Below are 15,381 nucleotides of genomic sequence, written 5' to 3' on the forward strand. Positions count from 1 at the left end.
CCGGGCTTCGGCCCCTCCCCACGCAACACGCCCGGCCGGCATGTGCCAGGCTGTGCGCGCGCCGGGTGCCGAAGTGGAACCGGTTCATCGAAGTCGGGAGGGGATTCGCGGGTGGCCGCCATGCAGCTGACACGCACACACCGCGTGCTCATCGGGGTCGTCGTCGCCGGGGCCGTGCTCATCGCCGCGATCGGTTTCGCGGGCTCGTACGCCGCGGTGCGCGAACTCGCGGAGGAGAAGGGCTTCGGAGAGTTCTCCGTCGTCTTCCCGATCGGCATCGACGCGGGCATCTGCGTCCTGCTCGCGCTGGACCTGCTGCTGACGTGGATGCGCATCCCCTTCCCGCTGCTGCGTCAGACCGCCTGGCTGCTGACCGCGGCGACGATCGCGTTCAACGGCGCCGCCGCCTGGCCCGACCCGCTGGGCACCGGCATGCACGCGGTGATTCCCATCCTGTTCGTCGTCGCCGTCGAGGCCGCGCGGCACGCGGTCGGCCGGATCGCGGACATCACGGCCGACAAGCACATGGAGGGCGTCCGCCTCACCCGCTGGCTGCTCTCCCCTGTCCCCACCTTCAAGTTGTGGCGCCGGATGAAGCTGTGGGAGCTGCGCAGTTACGAGCAGGTCATCAAGCTCGAACAGGACCGGCTGATCTACCAGGCCCGTCTCCAGGCCCGCTTCGGCCGCAACTGGCGGCGCAAGGCGCCCGTCGAGTCGATGATGCCGCTGCGTCTGGCGAAGTACGGCGTCCCGCTCGCCGAGACCGCCCCGGCCGGCCTCGCCGCCGCGGGCATCGAACCGGCCCTGCTGCCGCCCGCCCCGGCAGCCGTGGAGACCGAGCAGCAGCAACCCCAACTCCCGTACGCCCCGCAGCCGCAGGAGCAGCCGGCCCCGTACGACACGTACGACGCGTACGACCAGCAGCACCAGGAGCAGCACCAGCAAGCCCAGCAGCAGTACCCCCACGAGGACCCCGGTGCGCACGACAGCCCCTGGTTCGCGGCCTCCAGGGTCCTGGACGAGACGTACGAGGGTGCGTACGACCCGGAGTACGACGAGGGCATGGAGCCCGCCCCGGTCATGATCCCCTCGGGCGCCGGCAACCGGACCCGTCCGCTCGGCAACGTGGGCACGATCGGCGCGTTCCCACACCCCCGCTCCGCCGAGCCGGGCCCCGGACAGGAGCAGGAGCAGGACGTGGCCCAGGAGCCCGACCCGACCGAATGGGCCGAGGCCGAGGCCGAGTTCAGCAAGTTCGCGTACGAGGCGTACGCCGAGTACACGCACCAGCACCAGACCCACCCGAGTGCCGAGGCGCTCGACATAACCCTTTCGGACGTCCACAACGTCCACCACCCGCGCAGCGCCGCCCTGCTCCGCCGGCTGCTGCCCGGCTTCAAGCAGCGCTTCGACAGCGAGATGGCCGCGGACCACATCGCGTAGAAGCGGAAGCGGACAGAAGGAAACGGGCGGGCCGCTGAGCGGCCCGCCCGTTGTCGTATCCGTGGTGCTACGCGCCGAGCAGCGTCCGCACCCGGTCCGCGCCCACCGCCAGGAGGAGCGTGGGCAGGCGCGGCCCGGTGTCGCGGCCGACGAGCAGCCGGTACAGCAGCGCGAAGAAGGAGCGCTGGGCGACCTTCAGTTCGGGTGTCGGCTTGGCGTCCGGCTCCAGACCCTCCAGCACCTTCGGCACCCCGTAGACCAGCGTGGTCAGGCCGTCCAGCGACCAGTGCGAGTCGAGCCCTTCCAGCAGCAGCCGCAGCGACTCGCGGCCCTGCTCGTCCAGGGAGCCCAGCAGCTCCTTGTCCGGCTCGTCACGGACGATGGTGCGGGCCTCGGCCGGCACCTGGGTGGTGATCCAGTTCTCGGCGCGGTCGAGCCGGGGCCGCGCCTCGTCGAGCGAGGTCAGCGGGTTCTCCGGGTCGAGCTCGCTGAGGATGCGCAGCGTCTGGTCCTGCGCGCCGGCGGTGATGTCCGCGACCGAGGCGAGCGTGCGGTACGGCAGCGGGCGGGGGGTGCTGGGCAGCTCCCCGGCGGCCGTGCCGATGGCCCGGGCGTAGGCGGCGGCGTCGGCGGGCAGCACCGTGCCGTCGGCCACCTTGCGGGCCAGCGAGTCCCACTCGTCGTACAGCCGCTGGATCTCCTGGTCGAAGGCGATCTTGAAGGACTGGTTCGGCCTGCGGCGCGCGTACAGCCAGCGGAGCAGCGGCGCCTCCATGATCTTCAGCGCGTCGGCCGGGGTCGGCACGCCGCCCTTGCTGGAGGACATCTTCGCCATGCCGGAGATCCCGACGAACGCGTACATCGGCCCGATCGGCTGGACGCCGTCGAAGACCTCGCGCACGATCTGGCCGCCGACGACGAAGGAGGAGCCCGGCGAGGAGTGGTCCACGCCGCTGGGCTCGAAGATCACGCCCTCGTAGGCCCAGCGCATCGGCCAGTCGACCTTCCAGACCAGCTTGCCGCGGTTGAACTCGTTGAGCCGGACCGTCTCGGCGAAGCCGCAGGCCGAGCAGGTGTAGTTCAGCTCGGTCGTGTCGTCGTCGTAGGACGTGACGACGGTGAGGTCCTTCTCGCAGTTGCCGCAGTAGGGCTTGTACGGGAAGTAGCCGGCGGCGTTCGAGCTGCCGTCGTCCTCGTCCGCCGCGCCGGAGCCCTCGGCGGCCTCCAGCTCGGCCTCGTCGACCTTCTTCTGCTGCGGCTTCTTGCCGCCGCCCTTGGCGCCCGCCGCGCCGTCCTTCTTGGTGCGGTAGCGGTCCAGTACGGCGTCGATGTCGGCCCGGTGCTTCATCGCGTGCAGGACCTGCTCGCGATAGGTGCCCGCCGTGTACTGCTCGGTCTGGCTGATGCCGTCGTACTCCACGCCGAGCTCGTCCAGGGCCTGCGTCATCGCGGCCTTGAAGTGCTCGGCCCAGTTCGGGTACGCGGACCCGGCCGGGGCGGGCACCGAGGTCAGCGGCTTGCCGATGTGCGCCTGCCAGGAGTCGTCGACGCCCTCGACACCGTTCGGCACCTTGCGGTAGCGGTCGTAGTCGTCCCAGGAGATCAGGTGGCGCACGGTGTACCCGCGGCGGCGGATCTCGTCGGCGACCAGGTGCGGGGTCATGACCTCGCGGAGGTTGCCGAGGTGGATCGGGCCCGACGGGGAGAGCCCGGAGGCGACGACGACCGGTTTGCCAGGCGCACGTCGCTCCGATTCGGCGATGACATCGTCCGCGAAGCGGGAGACCCAGTCGGTCTCGGTGCTGCTCTGACTCGAAGCCACGGTCGGCACGTCCTTCTCTCGTGTAGGACTCGTAGGGGACGCCCACGGGGGGCACCCCCATTCTCCCAGGTACCACCCGCAGCGCGAAAACGGCTTTACACCCCGTGGGATACTGGACTGATCCTTTGTCTCCTACGGAAACGGCAGCCGGCTCATGGCTTCGGTCCATTCCCTCGCTTCCACGCTCCAGCAGCAGCTGGCGGACGCCCTGACGGCAGCACTGCCGGATGCCGGCACCGCGGACCCGCTGCTGCGCCGAAGTGACCGGGCCGACTTCCAGGCCAACGGGATCCTCGCGCTCGCCAAGAAGCTCAAGGGCAACCCGCGTGAGCTGGCCTCCCAGGTCACCGCGGCCCTCCCGGCGGGTGAGCTGATCAAGGACATCGAGGTGTCCGGCCCCGGCTTCCTCAACGTCACGCTCACCGACCGGGCGATCATCAGCACGCTCGCCGCGCGGGCCGCCGACGGCGACCGGCTCGGTGTGCCGCTGAAGTCCGCCCCCGGCACGACGGTGATCGACTACGCCCAGCCGAACGTGGCGAAGGAGATGCACGTCGGCCACCTGCGGTCGGCGGTCATCGGTGACGCGATGGTCCAGATCCTGGAGTTCACCGGCGAGAACGTCGTCCGGCGCCACCACATCGGCGACTGGGGCACCCAGTTCGGCATGCTCATCCAGTATCTCTTCGAGCACCCGGACGAGCTGAAGCACGAGGGTGACAAGGCGGACGGCGAGGCGGCGATGTCGTCGCTGAACCGGGTCTACAAGGCGTCGCGGGCCCTCTTCGACTCCGACGAGGAGTTCAAGGCGCGCGCCCGCGACCGGGTGGTGGCCCTCCAGGCCGGCGACCCGGAGACGCTGGCGCACTGGCAGCGCTTCGTCGACGAGTCGAAGATCTACTTCTACTCGGTCTTCAACAAGCTCGACATGGAGATCGACGACCCCGACATCGTCGGCGAGTCCGGTTACAACGACATGCTCGAGGAGACCTGCCGGATCCTGGAGGAGACGGGCGTCGCCGTCCGCTCCGAGGGTGCGCTGTGCGTGTTCTTCGACGACGTGAAGGGCCCGGACGGCAACCCGGTCCCGCTGATCGTCAAGAAGACCAACGGCGGCTACGGCTACGCGGCGACCGACCTCTCCGCGATCCGGGACCGCGTCCAGAACCTCAAGGCCGACAGCCTGGTCTACGTCGTGGACGCCCGGCAGTCCCTGCACTTCAAGATGGTCTTCGAGACGGCCCGCCGCGCCGGCTGGCTGAACGAGGACGTCAAGGCCCATCAGCTGGCCTTCGGCACGGTCCTCGGCAAGGACGGCAAGCCGTTCAAGACCCGTGAGGGCGTCACGGTCCGGCTGGAGGACCTGCTGGACGAGGCGGTCGAGCGGGCCACGGCCGTGGTCCGGGAGAAGGCCGAGAAGGTGGGCCTGTCCGAGGAGGAGATCGTCGAGAACGGCCGGTACGTCGGCGTGGGCGCCGTGAAGTACGCGGACCTGTCGACCTCCGCCGTACGGGACTACAAGTTCGACCTGGACCAGATGGTGTCGCTGAACGGCGACACGTCGGTGTACCTCCAGTACGCCTACGCCCGGATCCGCTCCATCCTGCGCAAGGCGGGCGAGGCCAGGCCCGCCGCGCACCCGGAGCTGGAGCTGGCCCCGGCGGAGCGTGCGCTGGGCCTGCACCTGGACCAGTTCGGTGAGGTCCTGGCCGAGGTGGCCGGGGGGTACGAGCCGCACAAGCTGGCCGCGTACCTCTACCAGCTGGCCTCACACCTCACGACGTTCTACGACCAGTGCCAGGTGCTCAGCGACGAGAACGCCCCGGAGGTCGTCGAGAACCGGCTGTTCCTCGTGGAGCTCACCGCCCGCACCCTGCACCAGGGCATGAAGCTGCTCGGCATCAGGACGCCCGAGCGCCTCTGACCCTCCGGCTGCCGCACGGGCCCGGCCGGGATCACTCGATCCCGGCCGGGCCCGTGCGCGTTCCCGCCGGTCAGCCGAACGCGGCGGCGAAGGCGCCGGGCTCGTAGGAGCCCCCCTTCTGGTGCGTGATCACGGCGAGCCGGTTGGCCGCGTTCATCAGGGCGACGAGGGAGATCAGCGCCGCGACCTGGTCGTCGTCGTAGTGCTTGCGCACCTGGGCCCAGGTCTCGTCGGACACGCCCGGCTGGGCGTCGGCGAGCCGCGTGCCCTCCTCGGCGAGCGCCAGCGCCGCCTGCTCGGCCTCGGTGAACACGGTGGACTCGCGCCAGGCGGCGACCAGGTGGAGCCGGACCGCGGTCTCACCGGCGGCCGCCGCCTCCTTGACGTGCATGTCGATGCAGTGCCCGCAGCCGTTGATCTGGCTGACGCGCAGCGACACCAGCTCCTGCGTGGCCTTCGGCAGCGCCGACTGCTGGACCACCAGGCCCGTGCCGGCGAACCGCTTGGCGAACTTCATACCGATCTCGTTCTCGAACAGGTTGAACCGTGCGTCCATGACGTCGTCCTCACTCGTTGTGGTCACTCGGACGAACACGAGATGCCGCCGGCACGCCCCCTGTGACGGGACACCTCTGTGACCTGCATCACCGCTCACCGATGTCACAGAGCGGCGGCGGCCGGCGTCTTGTGGGCGAGGCACCGTCGACAGCGAGCAGGCAGGAGCAGCCGGTGGAGAGCGAGCGAACGCACCCCAGGGACACGGCCGGGCAGCCGACCGGCGAGGGGCGCCCCGACCCCGCGACCGAGGCGTTCGTCGCCCACCGCAATCTGCTGTTCACCGTCGCCTACGAGATGCTCGGCTCGGCCGCCGACGCGGAGGACGCCCTCCAGGAGACCTGGCTGCGGTGGGCGGACGTCGACCTCGGCACGGTGCGCGACCCCCGGGCGTACCTCGTCAGGATCGCCACGCGGCAGGCACTGGGCCGGCTGCGCACGCTCGGCCGCCGCAAGGAGTCCTACGTCGGCACCTGGCTGCCCGAGCCCCTGCTCACCACGCCCGACGTGGCGGACGACGTCGAGCTGGCCGACAGCGTCTCGATGGCGATGCTGCTGGTGATGGAGACGCTCACACCGGCCGAGCGGGCGGTGTTCGTGCTGCGCGAGGTGTTCGCCCTCGATTACGAGGAGATCGCCGAAGCCGTGGGCAAGACCCCCGCCGCGGTCCGCCAGACCGCCCACCGGGCCCGGTCCCACGTCGCGGCGCGCCGCCCGCGCGGGACCGTCTCCCCCGCCGAGACCCGGGGCGCGCTCGACGCGTTCAGACGGGCCGTGGAAACGGGCGATCTGCAGGGCCTGCTCGACGTCCTCGCCCCGGACGCCGTCCTCCTCGGGGACGGCGGAGGAGTCAGGCAGGCCGTCCTCCGGCCCGTCGTGGGGGCCGACAAGGTGGCCCGCCTGCTGATCGGCGGGCTCGGCAAGGCCACCGCGCTGTCGCTGCGGACGGCGCACGTCAATGCCTGCCCGGCACTGGTCGTCAAGCTCGGCGGCGCGCTCGACACCGTGGTGACCGTACGCATCGACGACGGGCTCATCACCGGGCTCTACGCCGTGCGCAACCCCGAGAAGCTGTCACGCATGGAGCACGAGACCGTCCTGAGCCGCTGAGACCGCGGCCGGCCCGCCCCGTCACTGCCCTGCCATCACTGCCCTGCCGTCACTGGTCCTCCGGGCCCCACTCCTCCGGGACCCACTGCGCCGTGTCGGAACGGTAGTAGTACGACGGCCGGGCCTTGAGGCTGCTCGTACGGAAGGGCTTGCCCCCGTCGTCGATGCGCAGCATCCCGCTCCTGCCACCGCTGGTCCACTCCAGCTCCAGGTACCAGGTGACGTCGTGCCCCTCCACATGCGCGTCGAGGTGAAAGACCTCCACGTCGGTGGAGCTCACCCGGTACGGGAAGTCCTTCGCGGGGACGACCACGCCGGCGTCCTCGCCCGCGACGGGCTTCGTACGCGGCCGGCTGTCGTCCAGGTCGATGTCGAAGGTCTGCGGCGTGATGCCTCCTCCGCAGCCGTTCCCCATCGAGTACGCGCCCCAGGCGAGCGGCGCGTTGCGCCCCAGCACCCGTACGTGCAGCCCGTTCAGCACGACCGCCTCGCCGGACGTCCCCTGGAGGGTGAGTTCGAGCTTCATGTCACCCCCGTCCACACCGTCGAGGACCCGTGCCCAGCTACGGGTGTCCTGAGGCGGGGGCGCCGGCGGCAGGTCGTCGGGCGCCTGGTCGAACAAGTAGTACTGCCCGCAGGGCGATTCCCAGTTGTACGAACTGATGGTCGCGTGCACGGGTACGCCACCGCCGCTCTGCGTCCGGCGTGAGGACGGCGAAGGCGTGGCGCTCTTCCCGCCGGCCGTCGGCGAGGAGGCGGTCCGGCTGGCCCCGGCGGACGGACCGGCGCTCTTGCTGGGCTTCACGCTCCCGCTCACCCTGCCCGTGGGGACGACCGGCGCGAGGCTGAGCCCCGCGTCCACCCGTTTGTCGTCCGAGGGCTCATCGCTCCCGAGGCCGCGGACGGCGAAGGCGGCGGAAACGGTGAGTGCCACGACCGCCACCGCGGTGAACAGGACGCGCAGCTTCCTGCTGGTGCGACGGCGCGGAGCGGGTACGCCGTCAGGGTGTGGCCCCTGGGGCGTCACGTCCTCCGACACTGATTCCGGTTCGGGCCGCGACGGCGGTTCCGCTTCCGCCTGGGGAGCGGTGCCGTCGGCACGTGCGGGTCCGGAGGCCGCCGGCTCGGACGCGGCGGGCTCGGAATCCGCGAGCGCGGGAGCGGACGCGTCGGACGCGTCGGGCACGTCGGTCTTGTCAGGGGACCCCCCGGCGGCCCCGGCCGCTTGCGGCTTCCGAGGCACCCGCCGCTTCGCCTCGTCGGCCAGGATCCATTTCCGGTGAAGGGCCATCAACTCGTCGGAGGACGCCCGGCACACCCGCGCGAAGCGCTCGACGGGCGCGTAGTCATGAGGAACGGCGTCGCCGTTGCAGTACCGGTGCACGGTCGAGGTGCTCATGTGCAGCTTCTGGGCGAGCGCCCCGTAACTGAGCCCGGACCTCTCCTTCAGCTCCCTGAGCAGCGCCGCGAAGTCCTGGATCTCTGTGCCCACCTCGACCGTTCCCCTTCCGTGCGTTCCCGGAGCGCGTTCCAGGGACGTGGTGTATGCGCAGGTCAGAGTACGTGCAGACGTTCCAGCGTCCCGCGTGCCCCGCCAGCCGTTGCAGCGGGAATCCGGGCCTGGACAAGATGTGGACACACCGCGGCGTTCCCCGCGATCCGTACATCCCACCCTCGTCCGTCCCGGGAGCCGCCATGCGTACTCGACCTGCGCTCAGCCTGACCGACGCAGTCGCCGCAGCGGTGCTGATCGTCTGCATCGCAGTCGTCATCGCACTCCTGCAGAACCTCTGATCACGCGTCACCGACCAGTAGACCCGCCCGCACATCAGGGTGCCAAACGGCGCCCCGGGCACATGCCACCTTCGAACGGGGAGAACCACTCATGCGCAACCTTCACTTCCGCCGTGCCGCCCGTGCCTCCGTCCTGGGTACCGCGGCGCTGATCGCCGCCCTGTCCCTGACGGCCTGCCAGAGCGACAGCGCGGCCCCGGCGGCGTACGACGCCGAGGCCCCGGCGCCCCAGAAGCCGGCCGACGGCGCTTCGGCGGCCCCGGCATCGGACACGGCCCCCGCATCCGACACGGCCGACGGCAAGGAGACGGCCGGAGACGCCGGCACCTCTGGTTCCGGTTCCGGTTCCGAGAGCGCCAAGGGTTCCGGTTCCACCGCGGAGCAGCAGCGCAGCAGCACGTCCCTGCCCACCTGCACCGGCGAGAACACCAAGCTCACGATCACCAGCGTCCAGCGTCCGGTCAACCACATGCTGCTCACCGTGACCAACACGGGCTCGAAGGCGTGCAACGCCTTCTACTACCCGGTCCTGCGCTTCGGTGAGGCGCAGTCCGTCCCCCCGGTCGTCGAGGACAGCAAGCCGCAGGCCGTCGTCACCGTCGCGCCCGGCCAGTCCGCCTACGCCGGCGTCATGACCTCGTCCGCCAACGGCAGCGGCAGCGGCACGGGTGGCTACTCCACCCAGGACCTGAGCGTCGGCTTCCTGGACGCGGAGTCGGAGTCCGCGGGCGCCATGGTGAACGTCCCGCTGTCCAAGGACGTGTACGTCGACAGCACGCTGACCGTCACCTACTGGCAGACCGAGATGGACGACGCCCTCACCTACTGACCGTTCCCGCACCGAGGCTCCGCGGCCTCCGACGACGGGCGTGACACCGCAGCATCGGTGTCACGCCCGTTCGCCCGTGTCAGGGGCGTTCGGGCCGCTACGGTCCACGGATGCGTATGTATCTTTCGTCCTTCCGGACAGGGGACCACCCGGAGCAGATGCTGGCACTGCTGCACCGCCCACCCGCCTCCGAGATCACGGTCGCGGTCATAGCCAACGCGGTCGACGCACTGCCGGCCGACGAGCGCGAGGCGGCGGTCGAGCGGGAGCTCGGAGCGCTTTCCGGGCTCGGGCTGCGGCCGGTCGAGCTCGACCTGCGTACGTTCTTCGATCGCCCCGGGGCGCGGATCGCGGCCGCTCTCGCCCGGTTCCCCCTGATCTGGGTCCGCGGCGGCAATGTGTTCGTCCTGCGCCAGGCCATGGCCCGCAGCGGAGCCGACCGGGCCCTGGTGGACCTGCTGGGGCAGGACGCCTTCGTCTACGCGGGCTACAGCGCCGGCGCCTGCGTCCTGGCCCCCGCTCTGCGGGGCCTGGAGGAGTGCGACGCCCCGGAGGCGGTGGGCACCGCGTACGGCGACGAGGCCCGCTGGGACGGGCTGGCCCTTCTCGACTACGTCGTGGTGCCCCACATCGATTCGCCTGGGCACCCGGAGACGGAGATCCTCGGCACCGTGGCCGGCCGCTACCGGGCCGAGGGCATCCGCCACCGGACCCTGCGCGACGGCCAGGCCCTCGTGGTCGACGGTCGTGTCACCCGCGTCTACTGACCGGACGAGTCCGGTTTGGTGTGGAGGACGTCACGGGCCTGGTCGGCGGCGCGCATGATGTTCTCGGTGACGAACGCCATGAAGCGGGCGATGTTCTCGAGGCGGGTGGCGGCCGGGGTCCCGGCGCCGAGGATGCCGACACCCTGCTCCGCGGTCTCCACTATCTGGGCGCTGGACCGGGCGCTGGCGACCATCGACTGGTACCAGACGTCGTTGTCGACGATGTAGCGATCGCGGCGGCGTTCGTCCCGTTCCCTGCGGATGAAGGCCTGCTCCTCCAGGTAGGCGATCGCCTTGGAGACGGACGCCGGGCTGACCTGGAGGCGTTGGGCGAGTTCGGACGCGGTGAGGGTGCCCGTGTCGGTGACGATGAGGCAGACGAGCACCCTGGACATCATCTTGGGCATGCCCGACTGCACGAGGACGGTGGTGAACACCTCCTCGAACGCGAGCACCTCCCCGGCGTCGCGCCCCCCGGCCTGCCGGGGTTCTTGCATCCCCCGGCGCGCGGCCTGGCTCCGCCGGGCGGCCCGGTGCCCGGTGGCGCGGTGGGCGACATCGGCGCGGTAGGCGGTGGGCCCTCCGTTACGCATCACCTCCCGCGTGATCGTCGAGGTCGGACGGTCGAGGCCTCTCGCGATCTCCGCGTAGGCGAGGCCGTCGGCCAGTCCCAGCGCGATCTGCTGGCGTTCCTGCTGGGTGAGTCTGCCTCCGGGCATCGCGATGTCCCCTTCATGGTCCGTGAGAACGCCAGCATAGCGTTCACTTCCACTCCATTGCAACGCAACGAGGGCAGCCCGTTGCATTAGGCTTAAGCCCATTGCAATGAAATCCCCTAATCTACCTGCAATGACAAGGGGGATGAGCAACAAGGCCGTTGCCAGTGCAGTGAACGCAACGTAGCGTTTCTCTCATCGGAAACACGAACCGAAGGAGCGCACCATGCAGACGTTCACCACTCCCGCCCCGGTCGCGGCCATCCTCGACATCCCCGCGGGCCGCATCCAGTTCATCGCTGCGGACCGGGCCGACACCACGGTCGAGATCCTGCCCGCGAACGCCTCGAAGAGCCGCGACGTGAAGGCCGCGGAGCAGACCGAAGTCGCCTACAGCGACGGAGTCCTGCGCATCGAGGCCCCGGCAGCCACGAACCGGGTCCTCGGCAGCTCCGGATTCGTCGAGATCACCGTCCAACTGCCCGCCGGCTCCCGCATCGAGGCGAAGTCGGCCAGCGCCGACGTCCGGGGCGTCGGACGGCTCGGCGACGTCACCCTCGAGAGCGCGCAGGGCTCGGTCAAGCTCGACGAGACCGAAGGCGCCCGCCTCTCCCTCCAGGCGGGCGACATCTCCGTCGGCCGTCTGGGCGGCCCGGCACAGATCAGCACCGTGAAGGGTGACCTCCGCATCACCGAGGCCGTACGCGGCGCGGTCACACTGCGCACCGAGTACGGGGAGATCTCGGTCGGCGCCGCCCGCGGTGTCTCCGCCTCCCTCGACGCAGGCACCAGCCACGGCCGGATCCACAACACGCTCATGAACTCGGACGGCGCCGCCGCCGCCCTGAACATCCACGCGACCACCGCCCACGGCGACATCACCGCACGCAGCCTCTAAGGAGCCTCCTCATGACCAACTCGGCCATCGCAGCACACGGGCTGCGCAAGTCCTACGGCGACAAGACCGTCCTCGACGGCATCGACCTGGTCGTCCCCGCAGGGTCGGTGTTCGCACTGCTCGGTCCGAACGGCGCGGGCAAGACCACCGCCGTGAAGATCCTCTCCACGCTCATCACCGCCGGCCCGGGCACCGGCGCCGTCCACATCGGCGGCCACGACCTGGCCACCGCACCCCAGGCGGTCCGTGCCGCGATCGGTGTCACCGGGCAGTTCTCCGCCGTCGACGGCCTGATCACCGGCGAGGAGAACATGCTCCTCATGGCCGACCTGCACCACCTCTCCCGCAGCGAGGGAAGACGCGTCGCCGCCGAACTCCTGGAGCGCTTCGACCTGGTCGAGGCCGCGAAGAAGCCGGCGCAGAGCTACTCCGGCGGCATGAAGCGCCGCCTGGACATCGCCATGACGCTGGTCGGGGGCCCGAGGATCATCTTCCTCGACGAACCGACCACCGGCCTGGACCCGCGCAGCCGCCACAACATGTGGAACATCATCCGCGAACTCGTCTCCGACGGCGTCACCGTCTTCCTCACCACCCAGTACCTGGAGGAAGCCGACGAACTCGCCGACCGCATAGCGGTGCTGAACGACGGAAAGATCGCCGCCCAGGGCACCGCCGAAGAACTCAAGCGGATGATCCCCGGCGGACACGTCCGGCTCCGCTTCACCGACCCCGACACCTACCGCTCCGCCGCCTCTTCCCTGGGCGAGGTCACCAGGGACGACGAGGCACTCGCCCTGCAGATCCCGAGCGACGGAAGCCAGCGTGCACTGCGCTCCATCCTCGACCGGCTGGACTCGGCCGGCATCGAGGCGGACGAACTCACCGTCCACACCCCCGACCTCGACGACGTCTTCTTCGCCCTCACCGCAGGCACCGCCATCCCCGACCAGCCCAAGGAGAACGTCCGATGAGCACCCTCTCCCTCGCCGTGCGCGACTCGTCCACCATGCTGCGCCGCAACCTGCTGCACGCGAGGCGCTACCCCTCCCTCACCCTGAACCTGCTGCTCACCCCGGTCATGCTCCTGCTGCTCTTCGTCTACATCTTCGGGGACACGATGAGCGCCGGCATCGGCGGCGGGGACCGCTCGGCCTACATCGCCTACATCGTGCCCGGCATCCTGCTCATGACCATCGGCTCCACCGTGGTCGGCACCGCCGTATCGGTCTCCACCGACATGTCCGAGGGCATCATCGCCCGCTTCCGGACCATGGCCATCCACCGTGGCTCCGTCCTTTTCGGACACGTCGCCGGCAGCGTCCTGCAAGCCATCGGGAGCGTCGTCCTCGTCGGCGCCGTCGGCGTCGCCATGGGCTTCCGCTCCACCGACGCCACCCTCCTGGAATGGCTCGCCGCCATCGGGCTCCTCGCCCTGGTCTCCCTGGCCTTCACCTGGATCGCCGTCGGCATGGGCATGGGCAGCCCCAACGCGGAGGCAGCCAGCAACAACGCCATGCCGCTGATCCTCCTGCCCCTCATCTCCAGCGCCTTCACCCCGGTCGAATCCATGCCGGGCTGGTTCCAGCCCATCGCCGAGTACCAGCCCTTCACCCCCGCCATCGAGACCCTGCGAGGACTCCTCCTCGGCACCGAGATCGGCCACAACGGGTGGCTCTCGGTCGGATGGTGCCTGGCGCTCACGGTCCTCGGTTACCGCTGGTCCAAGGCCCAGTACGACCGCGACCCCAAGTAACCGTCGTGACCGCGCGGGCCATGCCCCGCACCGCGACCCGCCCAAGGCGGCGTACACCGGCAACACGCCGGAGTACGCCGCCTGTTCGTCTGTCAGCGCTCGGAGGAGGAGAGCTGTTCGCGGAGCCACGCGTGGTCAGGGTTGACGTGCGGCCGGCCCGCCACGAACACGGTCGGCACGGTCTCGTTGCCGTTGTTGACCTCTCGCACCGCTGCCGCGCCGGCCGGGTCACGCCAGATGTCGACCCAGTGCAACTGACGGGCCCTGCGGCCCAACCGGAAGCGCAACCGCATGCAGTACTTACAGCCGGCCCGCCAGTAGATGACCGGCTTGCCGTCGACCGCGCTGCGGCGTTGAGCTTCCAGCGCACTCATGGACCCGGGGAAGAACAAAGGTGAGTTCACGCCCGCGAGCAGCACGAACGCCAGGAGGAACACCGCGGCTTGGACAGGACTCCCCTGAAAGATCAGGCCGGTCGCAACGACCGAGCCACACAGCACCAGCAGTATCGGCAGTATCCACGCGCGTGTCATGAAGACGCAGGTTATCCGTGCTCAGGTGCCGGGGTGACCGCTGTGATGTGCGCACGCATCGAAGAGTGTCACTCTCTGTGTATATCCTCATGCGTTGAGTGAACCCGTACGGATTTCTTGTACGGGTCGCGCATGCGTGAACTACGTACGAGGGCGGGGAGTTCGACCGTATGCACCCCAGGAAACGGCAACGCAAGAACGCGTCCGCCATGAAGCTCGTCGGCAAGCTGGTCGGCCTGTTCCGCGTCGCAGCGGGCCTGACCCAGGTCCAGCTGGCCGACCGAGCAACCGTGCAACTGGAGACGATCGCCTCCATCGAGCAGGGCCGCCGCGCCCTCCTGCCCGACCTGGCCCGTCGCTTGGATCAACTCCTCGACACGAAGGGCGCGCTGGAGACGGCGGTGGACAACATGCCGGAAGTGGACCTGATCCCGGCGTGGGCGGAGCAGTACATGGACCTGGAGCGGGAGGCGTTGGCTCTGTCGTGGTACGAGAACCAGGTACTGCCGGGCCTGCTCCAGACGGAGAATTACGCGAAGGCCGTGTTCCGCTGCAAGGTTCCCGTCATCAGCACGGACGAGATCGATGCCCAGGTAGCGACGCGCACCGACCGCCAGAGCATCTTGTATCGCCCTGTGCCCCCGACCGTCAGCTTCATCGTCTCGGAGGCGATCCTCCGCGACCGCATCGGCGGCGATGCGGTGTACGCCGAGACGCTGCGCCACCTCCTCAGGTGCGCCGATCTGCCCGGCATCACGCTCCAGGTCATGCCGTTCGGCCGCCACTCGCACGCAGGCCTCGCAGGCCCATTCATCCTGCTCGAAACGCCGGACTACCAACGCCTCGGCTACACGGAAACCCAACGCGGAAGCCAGCTCGTCTCCGACCCCGACGAGGTCAGCATCCTGTCGCAGAATATGCGATGCTGCGCACGCAAGCCCTCAACACCGAGGACACGAAAGGTCTGTTGGACCGGCTGCTAGGAGAGTCATGAGCACCGCACACGCGTGGTTCAAATCGAGCTACAGCAGCGACGAGGGCGGCGCCTGCCTCGAAGTCGCCTACGACTGGCGCAAGTCCAGCTACAGCGGCTGCGAAGGCGGCCAGTGCGTGGAGGTCGCCACGCACCCCTCCGCAGTCCACGTCCGCGACTCCAAGAACACCGAAGGCCCCACCCTCACCGTCTCCCCCACCACCTGGTCGGCCTTCGCCGCCTTCGCCGCCCGGAGCTGAC

General features: G+C 69.8%; 14 protein-coding genes and 1 pseudogene. 10 read left to right on the plus strand and 5 right to left on the minus strand.

Annotated elements, in window-relative coordinates:
- The first annotated feature begins 111 nt into the window (after positions 1 to 111).
- Positions 112 to 1,443, plus strand: a complete 1,332-nt coding sequence (locus ACIP63_RS31230) for a DUF2637 domain-containing protein (protein WP_401522342.1) — start codon at positions 112 to 114, stop codon at positions 1,441 to 1,443.
- A gap of 67 nt (positions 1,444 to 1,510) precedes the next feature.
- Here the strand turns inward: ACIP63_RS31230 and lysS are convergent, their stop codons facing one another.
- Positions 1,511 to 3,274, minus strand: a complete 1,764-nt coding sequence (gene lysS / locus ACIP63_RS31235; protein WP_401522346.1) for a lysine--tRNA ligase — start codon at positions 3,272 to 3,274, stop codon at positions 1,511 to 1,513.
- Between the two features lie 145 nt (positions 3,275 to 3,419).
- Here lysS and argS point away from each other — a divergent pair, with 145 nt between their 5' ends.
- The gene (gene argS / locus ACIP63_RS31240) at positions 3,420 to 5,189 is read left to right on the plus strand and encodes an arginine--tRNA ligase (protein ID WP_401522348.1); all 1,770 of its coding nucleotides are present in this window, start codon (positions 3,420 to 3,422) and stop codon (positions 5,187 to 5,189) included.
- Between the two features lie 70 nt (positions 5,190 to 5,259).
- Here argS and ACIP63_RS31245 read toward each other — a convergent pair whose 3' ends face one another.
- Entirely contained in the window at positions 5,260 to 5,745 is a 486-nt protein-coding gene (locus ACIP63_RS31245) for a carboxymuconolactone decarboxylase family protein (RefSeq protein ID WP_401522351.1), read from the minus strand.
- A gap of 173 nt (positions 5,746 to 5,918) precedes the next feature.
- Here ACIP63_RS31245 and ACIP63_RS31250 point away from each other — a divergent pair, with 173 nt between their 5' ends.
- Complete coding sequence (locus tag ACIP63_RS31250; RefSeq protein ID WP_401522354.1) at positions 5,919 to 6,854, plus strand: RNA polymerase sigma-70 factor; 936 nt, start codon at positions 5,919 to 5,921, stop codon at positions 6,852 to 6,854.
- Positions 6,855 to 6,903: 49 nt separating this feature from the next.
- Here ACIP63_RS31250 and ACIP63_RS31255 read toward each other — a convergent pair whose 3' ends face one another.
- Entirely contained in the window at positions 6,904 to 8,346 is a 1,443-nt protein-coding gene (locus ACIP63_RS31255) for a helix-turn-helix domain-containing protein (protein ID WP_401522357.1), read from the minus strand.
- A gap of 393 nt (positions 8,347 to 8,739) precedes the next feature.
- Between ACIP63_RS31255 and ACIP63_RS31260 the strand changes: the two genes are divergently transcribed.
- A complete protein-coding gene (locus ACIP63_RS31260; protein WP_401522359.1) occupies positions 8,740 to 9,477 on the plus strand; it encodes a DUF4232 domain-containing protein in 738 nt (245 codons plus the stop codon).
- Between the two features lie 110 nt (positions 9,478 to 9,587).
- Complete coding sequence (locus tag ACIP63_RS31265; RefSeq protein WP_401522362.1) at positions 9,588 to 10,244, plus strand: Type 1 glutamine amidotransferase-like domain-containing protein; 657 nt, start codon at positions 9,588 to 9,590, stop codon at positions 10,242 to 10,244.
- Here the strand turns inward: ACIP63_RS31265 and ACIP63_RS31270 are convergent.
- On the minus strand, positions 10,238 to 10,963 hold the full coding sequence (locus ACIP63_RS31270) for a helix-turn-helix domain-containing protein (RefSeq protein ID WP_401522365.1): 726 nt from the start codon (positions 10,961 to 10,963) through the stop codon (positions 10,238 to 10,240). The genes ACIP63_RS31265 and ACIP63_RS31270 overlap by 7 nt on opposite strands.
- A gap of 223 nt (positions 10,964 to 11,186) precedes the next feature.
- Between ACIP63_RS31270 and ACIP63_RS31275 the strand changes: the two genes are divergently transcribed.
- Genes ACIP63_RS31275 through ACIP63_RS31285 form a run of 3 tightly spaced genes read left to right on the plus strand, consistent with a single transcriptional unit; the run spans position 11,187 to position 13,614 of the window.
- Entirely contained in the window at positions 11,187 to 11,858 is a 672-nt protein-coding gene (locus ACIP63_RS31275; protein WP_401522368.1) for a DUF4097 family beta strand repeat-containing protein, read from the plus strand.
- Positions 11,859 to 11,869: 11 nt separating this feature from the next.
- A complete protein-coding gene (locus ACIP63_RS31280; protein ID WP_401522371.1) occupies positions 11,870 to 12,832 on the plus strand; it encodes an ATP-binding cassette domain-containing protein in 963 nt (320 codons plus the stop codon).
- Positions 12,829 to 13,614 carry an ABC transporter permease gene (locus ACIP63_RS31285; RefSeq protein WP_401522374.1) on the plus strand — a complete coding sequence of 262 codons (786 nt, stop codon included), beginning with the start codon at positions 12,829 to 12,831 and terminating at the stop codon, positions 13,612 to 13,614. The genes ACIP63_RS31280 and ACIP63_RS31285 overlap by 4 nt, the downstream gene beginning before the upstream one ends.
- A gap of 92 nt (positions 13,615 to 13,706) precedes the next feature.
- On the opposite strand, the gene ACIP63_RS31290 is transcribed toward ACIP63_RS31285, so the two are convergent.
- Positions 13,707 to 14,147 (minus strand): glutaredoxin domain-containing protein, encoded by a 441-nt coding sequence (locus ACIP63_RS31290; protein ID WP_401522377.1) that lies wholly within the window; start codon positions 14,145 to 14,147, stop codon positions 13,707 to 13,709.
- A 209-nt stretch (positions 14,148 to 14,356) separates the two neighbouring features.
- Here ACIP63_RS31290 and ACIP63_RS31295 point away from each other — a divergent pair.
- Both ACIP63_RS31295 and ACIP63_RS31300 read left to right on the plus strand, forming a co-directional pair.
- Positions 14,357 to 15,141, plus strand: a pseudogene (locus ACIP63_RS31295) (Scr1 family TA system antitoxin-like transcriptional regulator).
- Positions 15,138 to 15,380 (plus strand): DUF397 domain-containing protein, encoded by a 243-nt coding sequence (locus ACIP63_RS31300; RefSeq protein ID WP_401522379.1) that lies wholly within the window; start codon positions 15,138 to 15,140, stop codon positions 15,378 to 15,380. Before ACIP63_RS31295 ends, ACIP63_RS31300 begins: the two are co-directional and overlap by 4 nt.
- The last annotated feature ends 1 nt before the right edge of the window (position 15,381 follow it).

Origin of the sequence: Streptomyces sp. NPDC088746, from assembly GCF_044751065.1 — a bacterium.
In the GTDB taxonomy this organism is placed as follows: domain Bacteria; phylum Actinomycetota; class Actinomycetes; order Streptomycetales; family Streptomycetaceae; genus Streptomyces.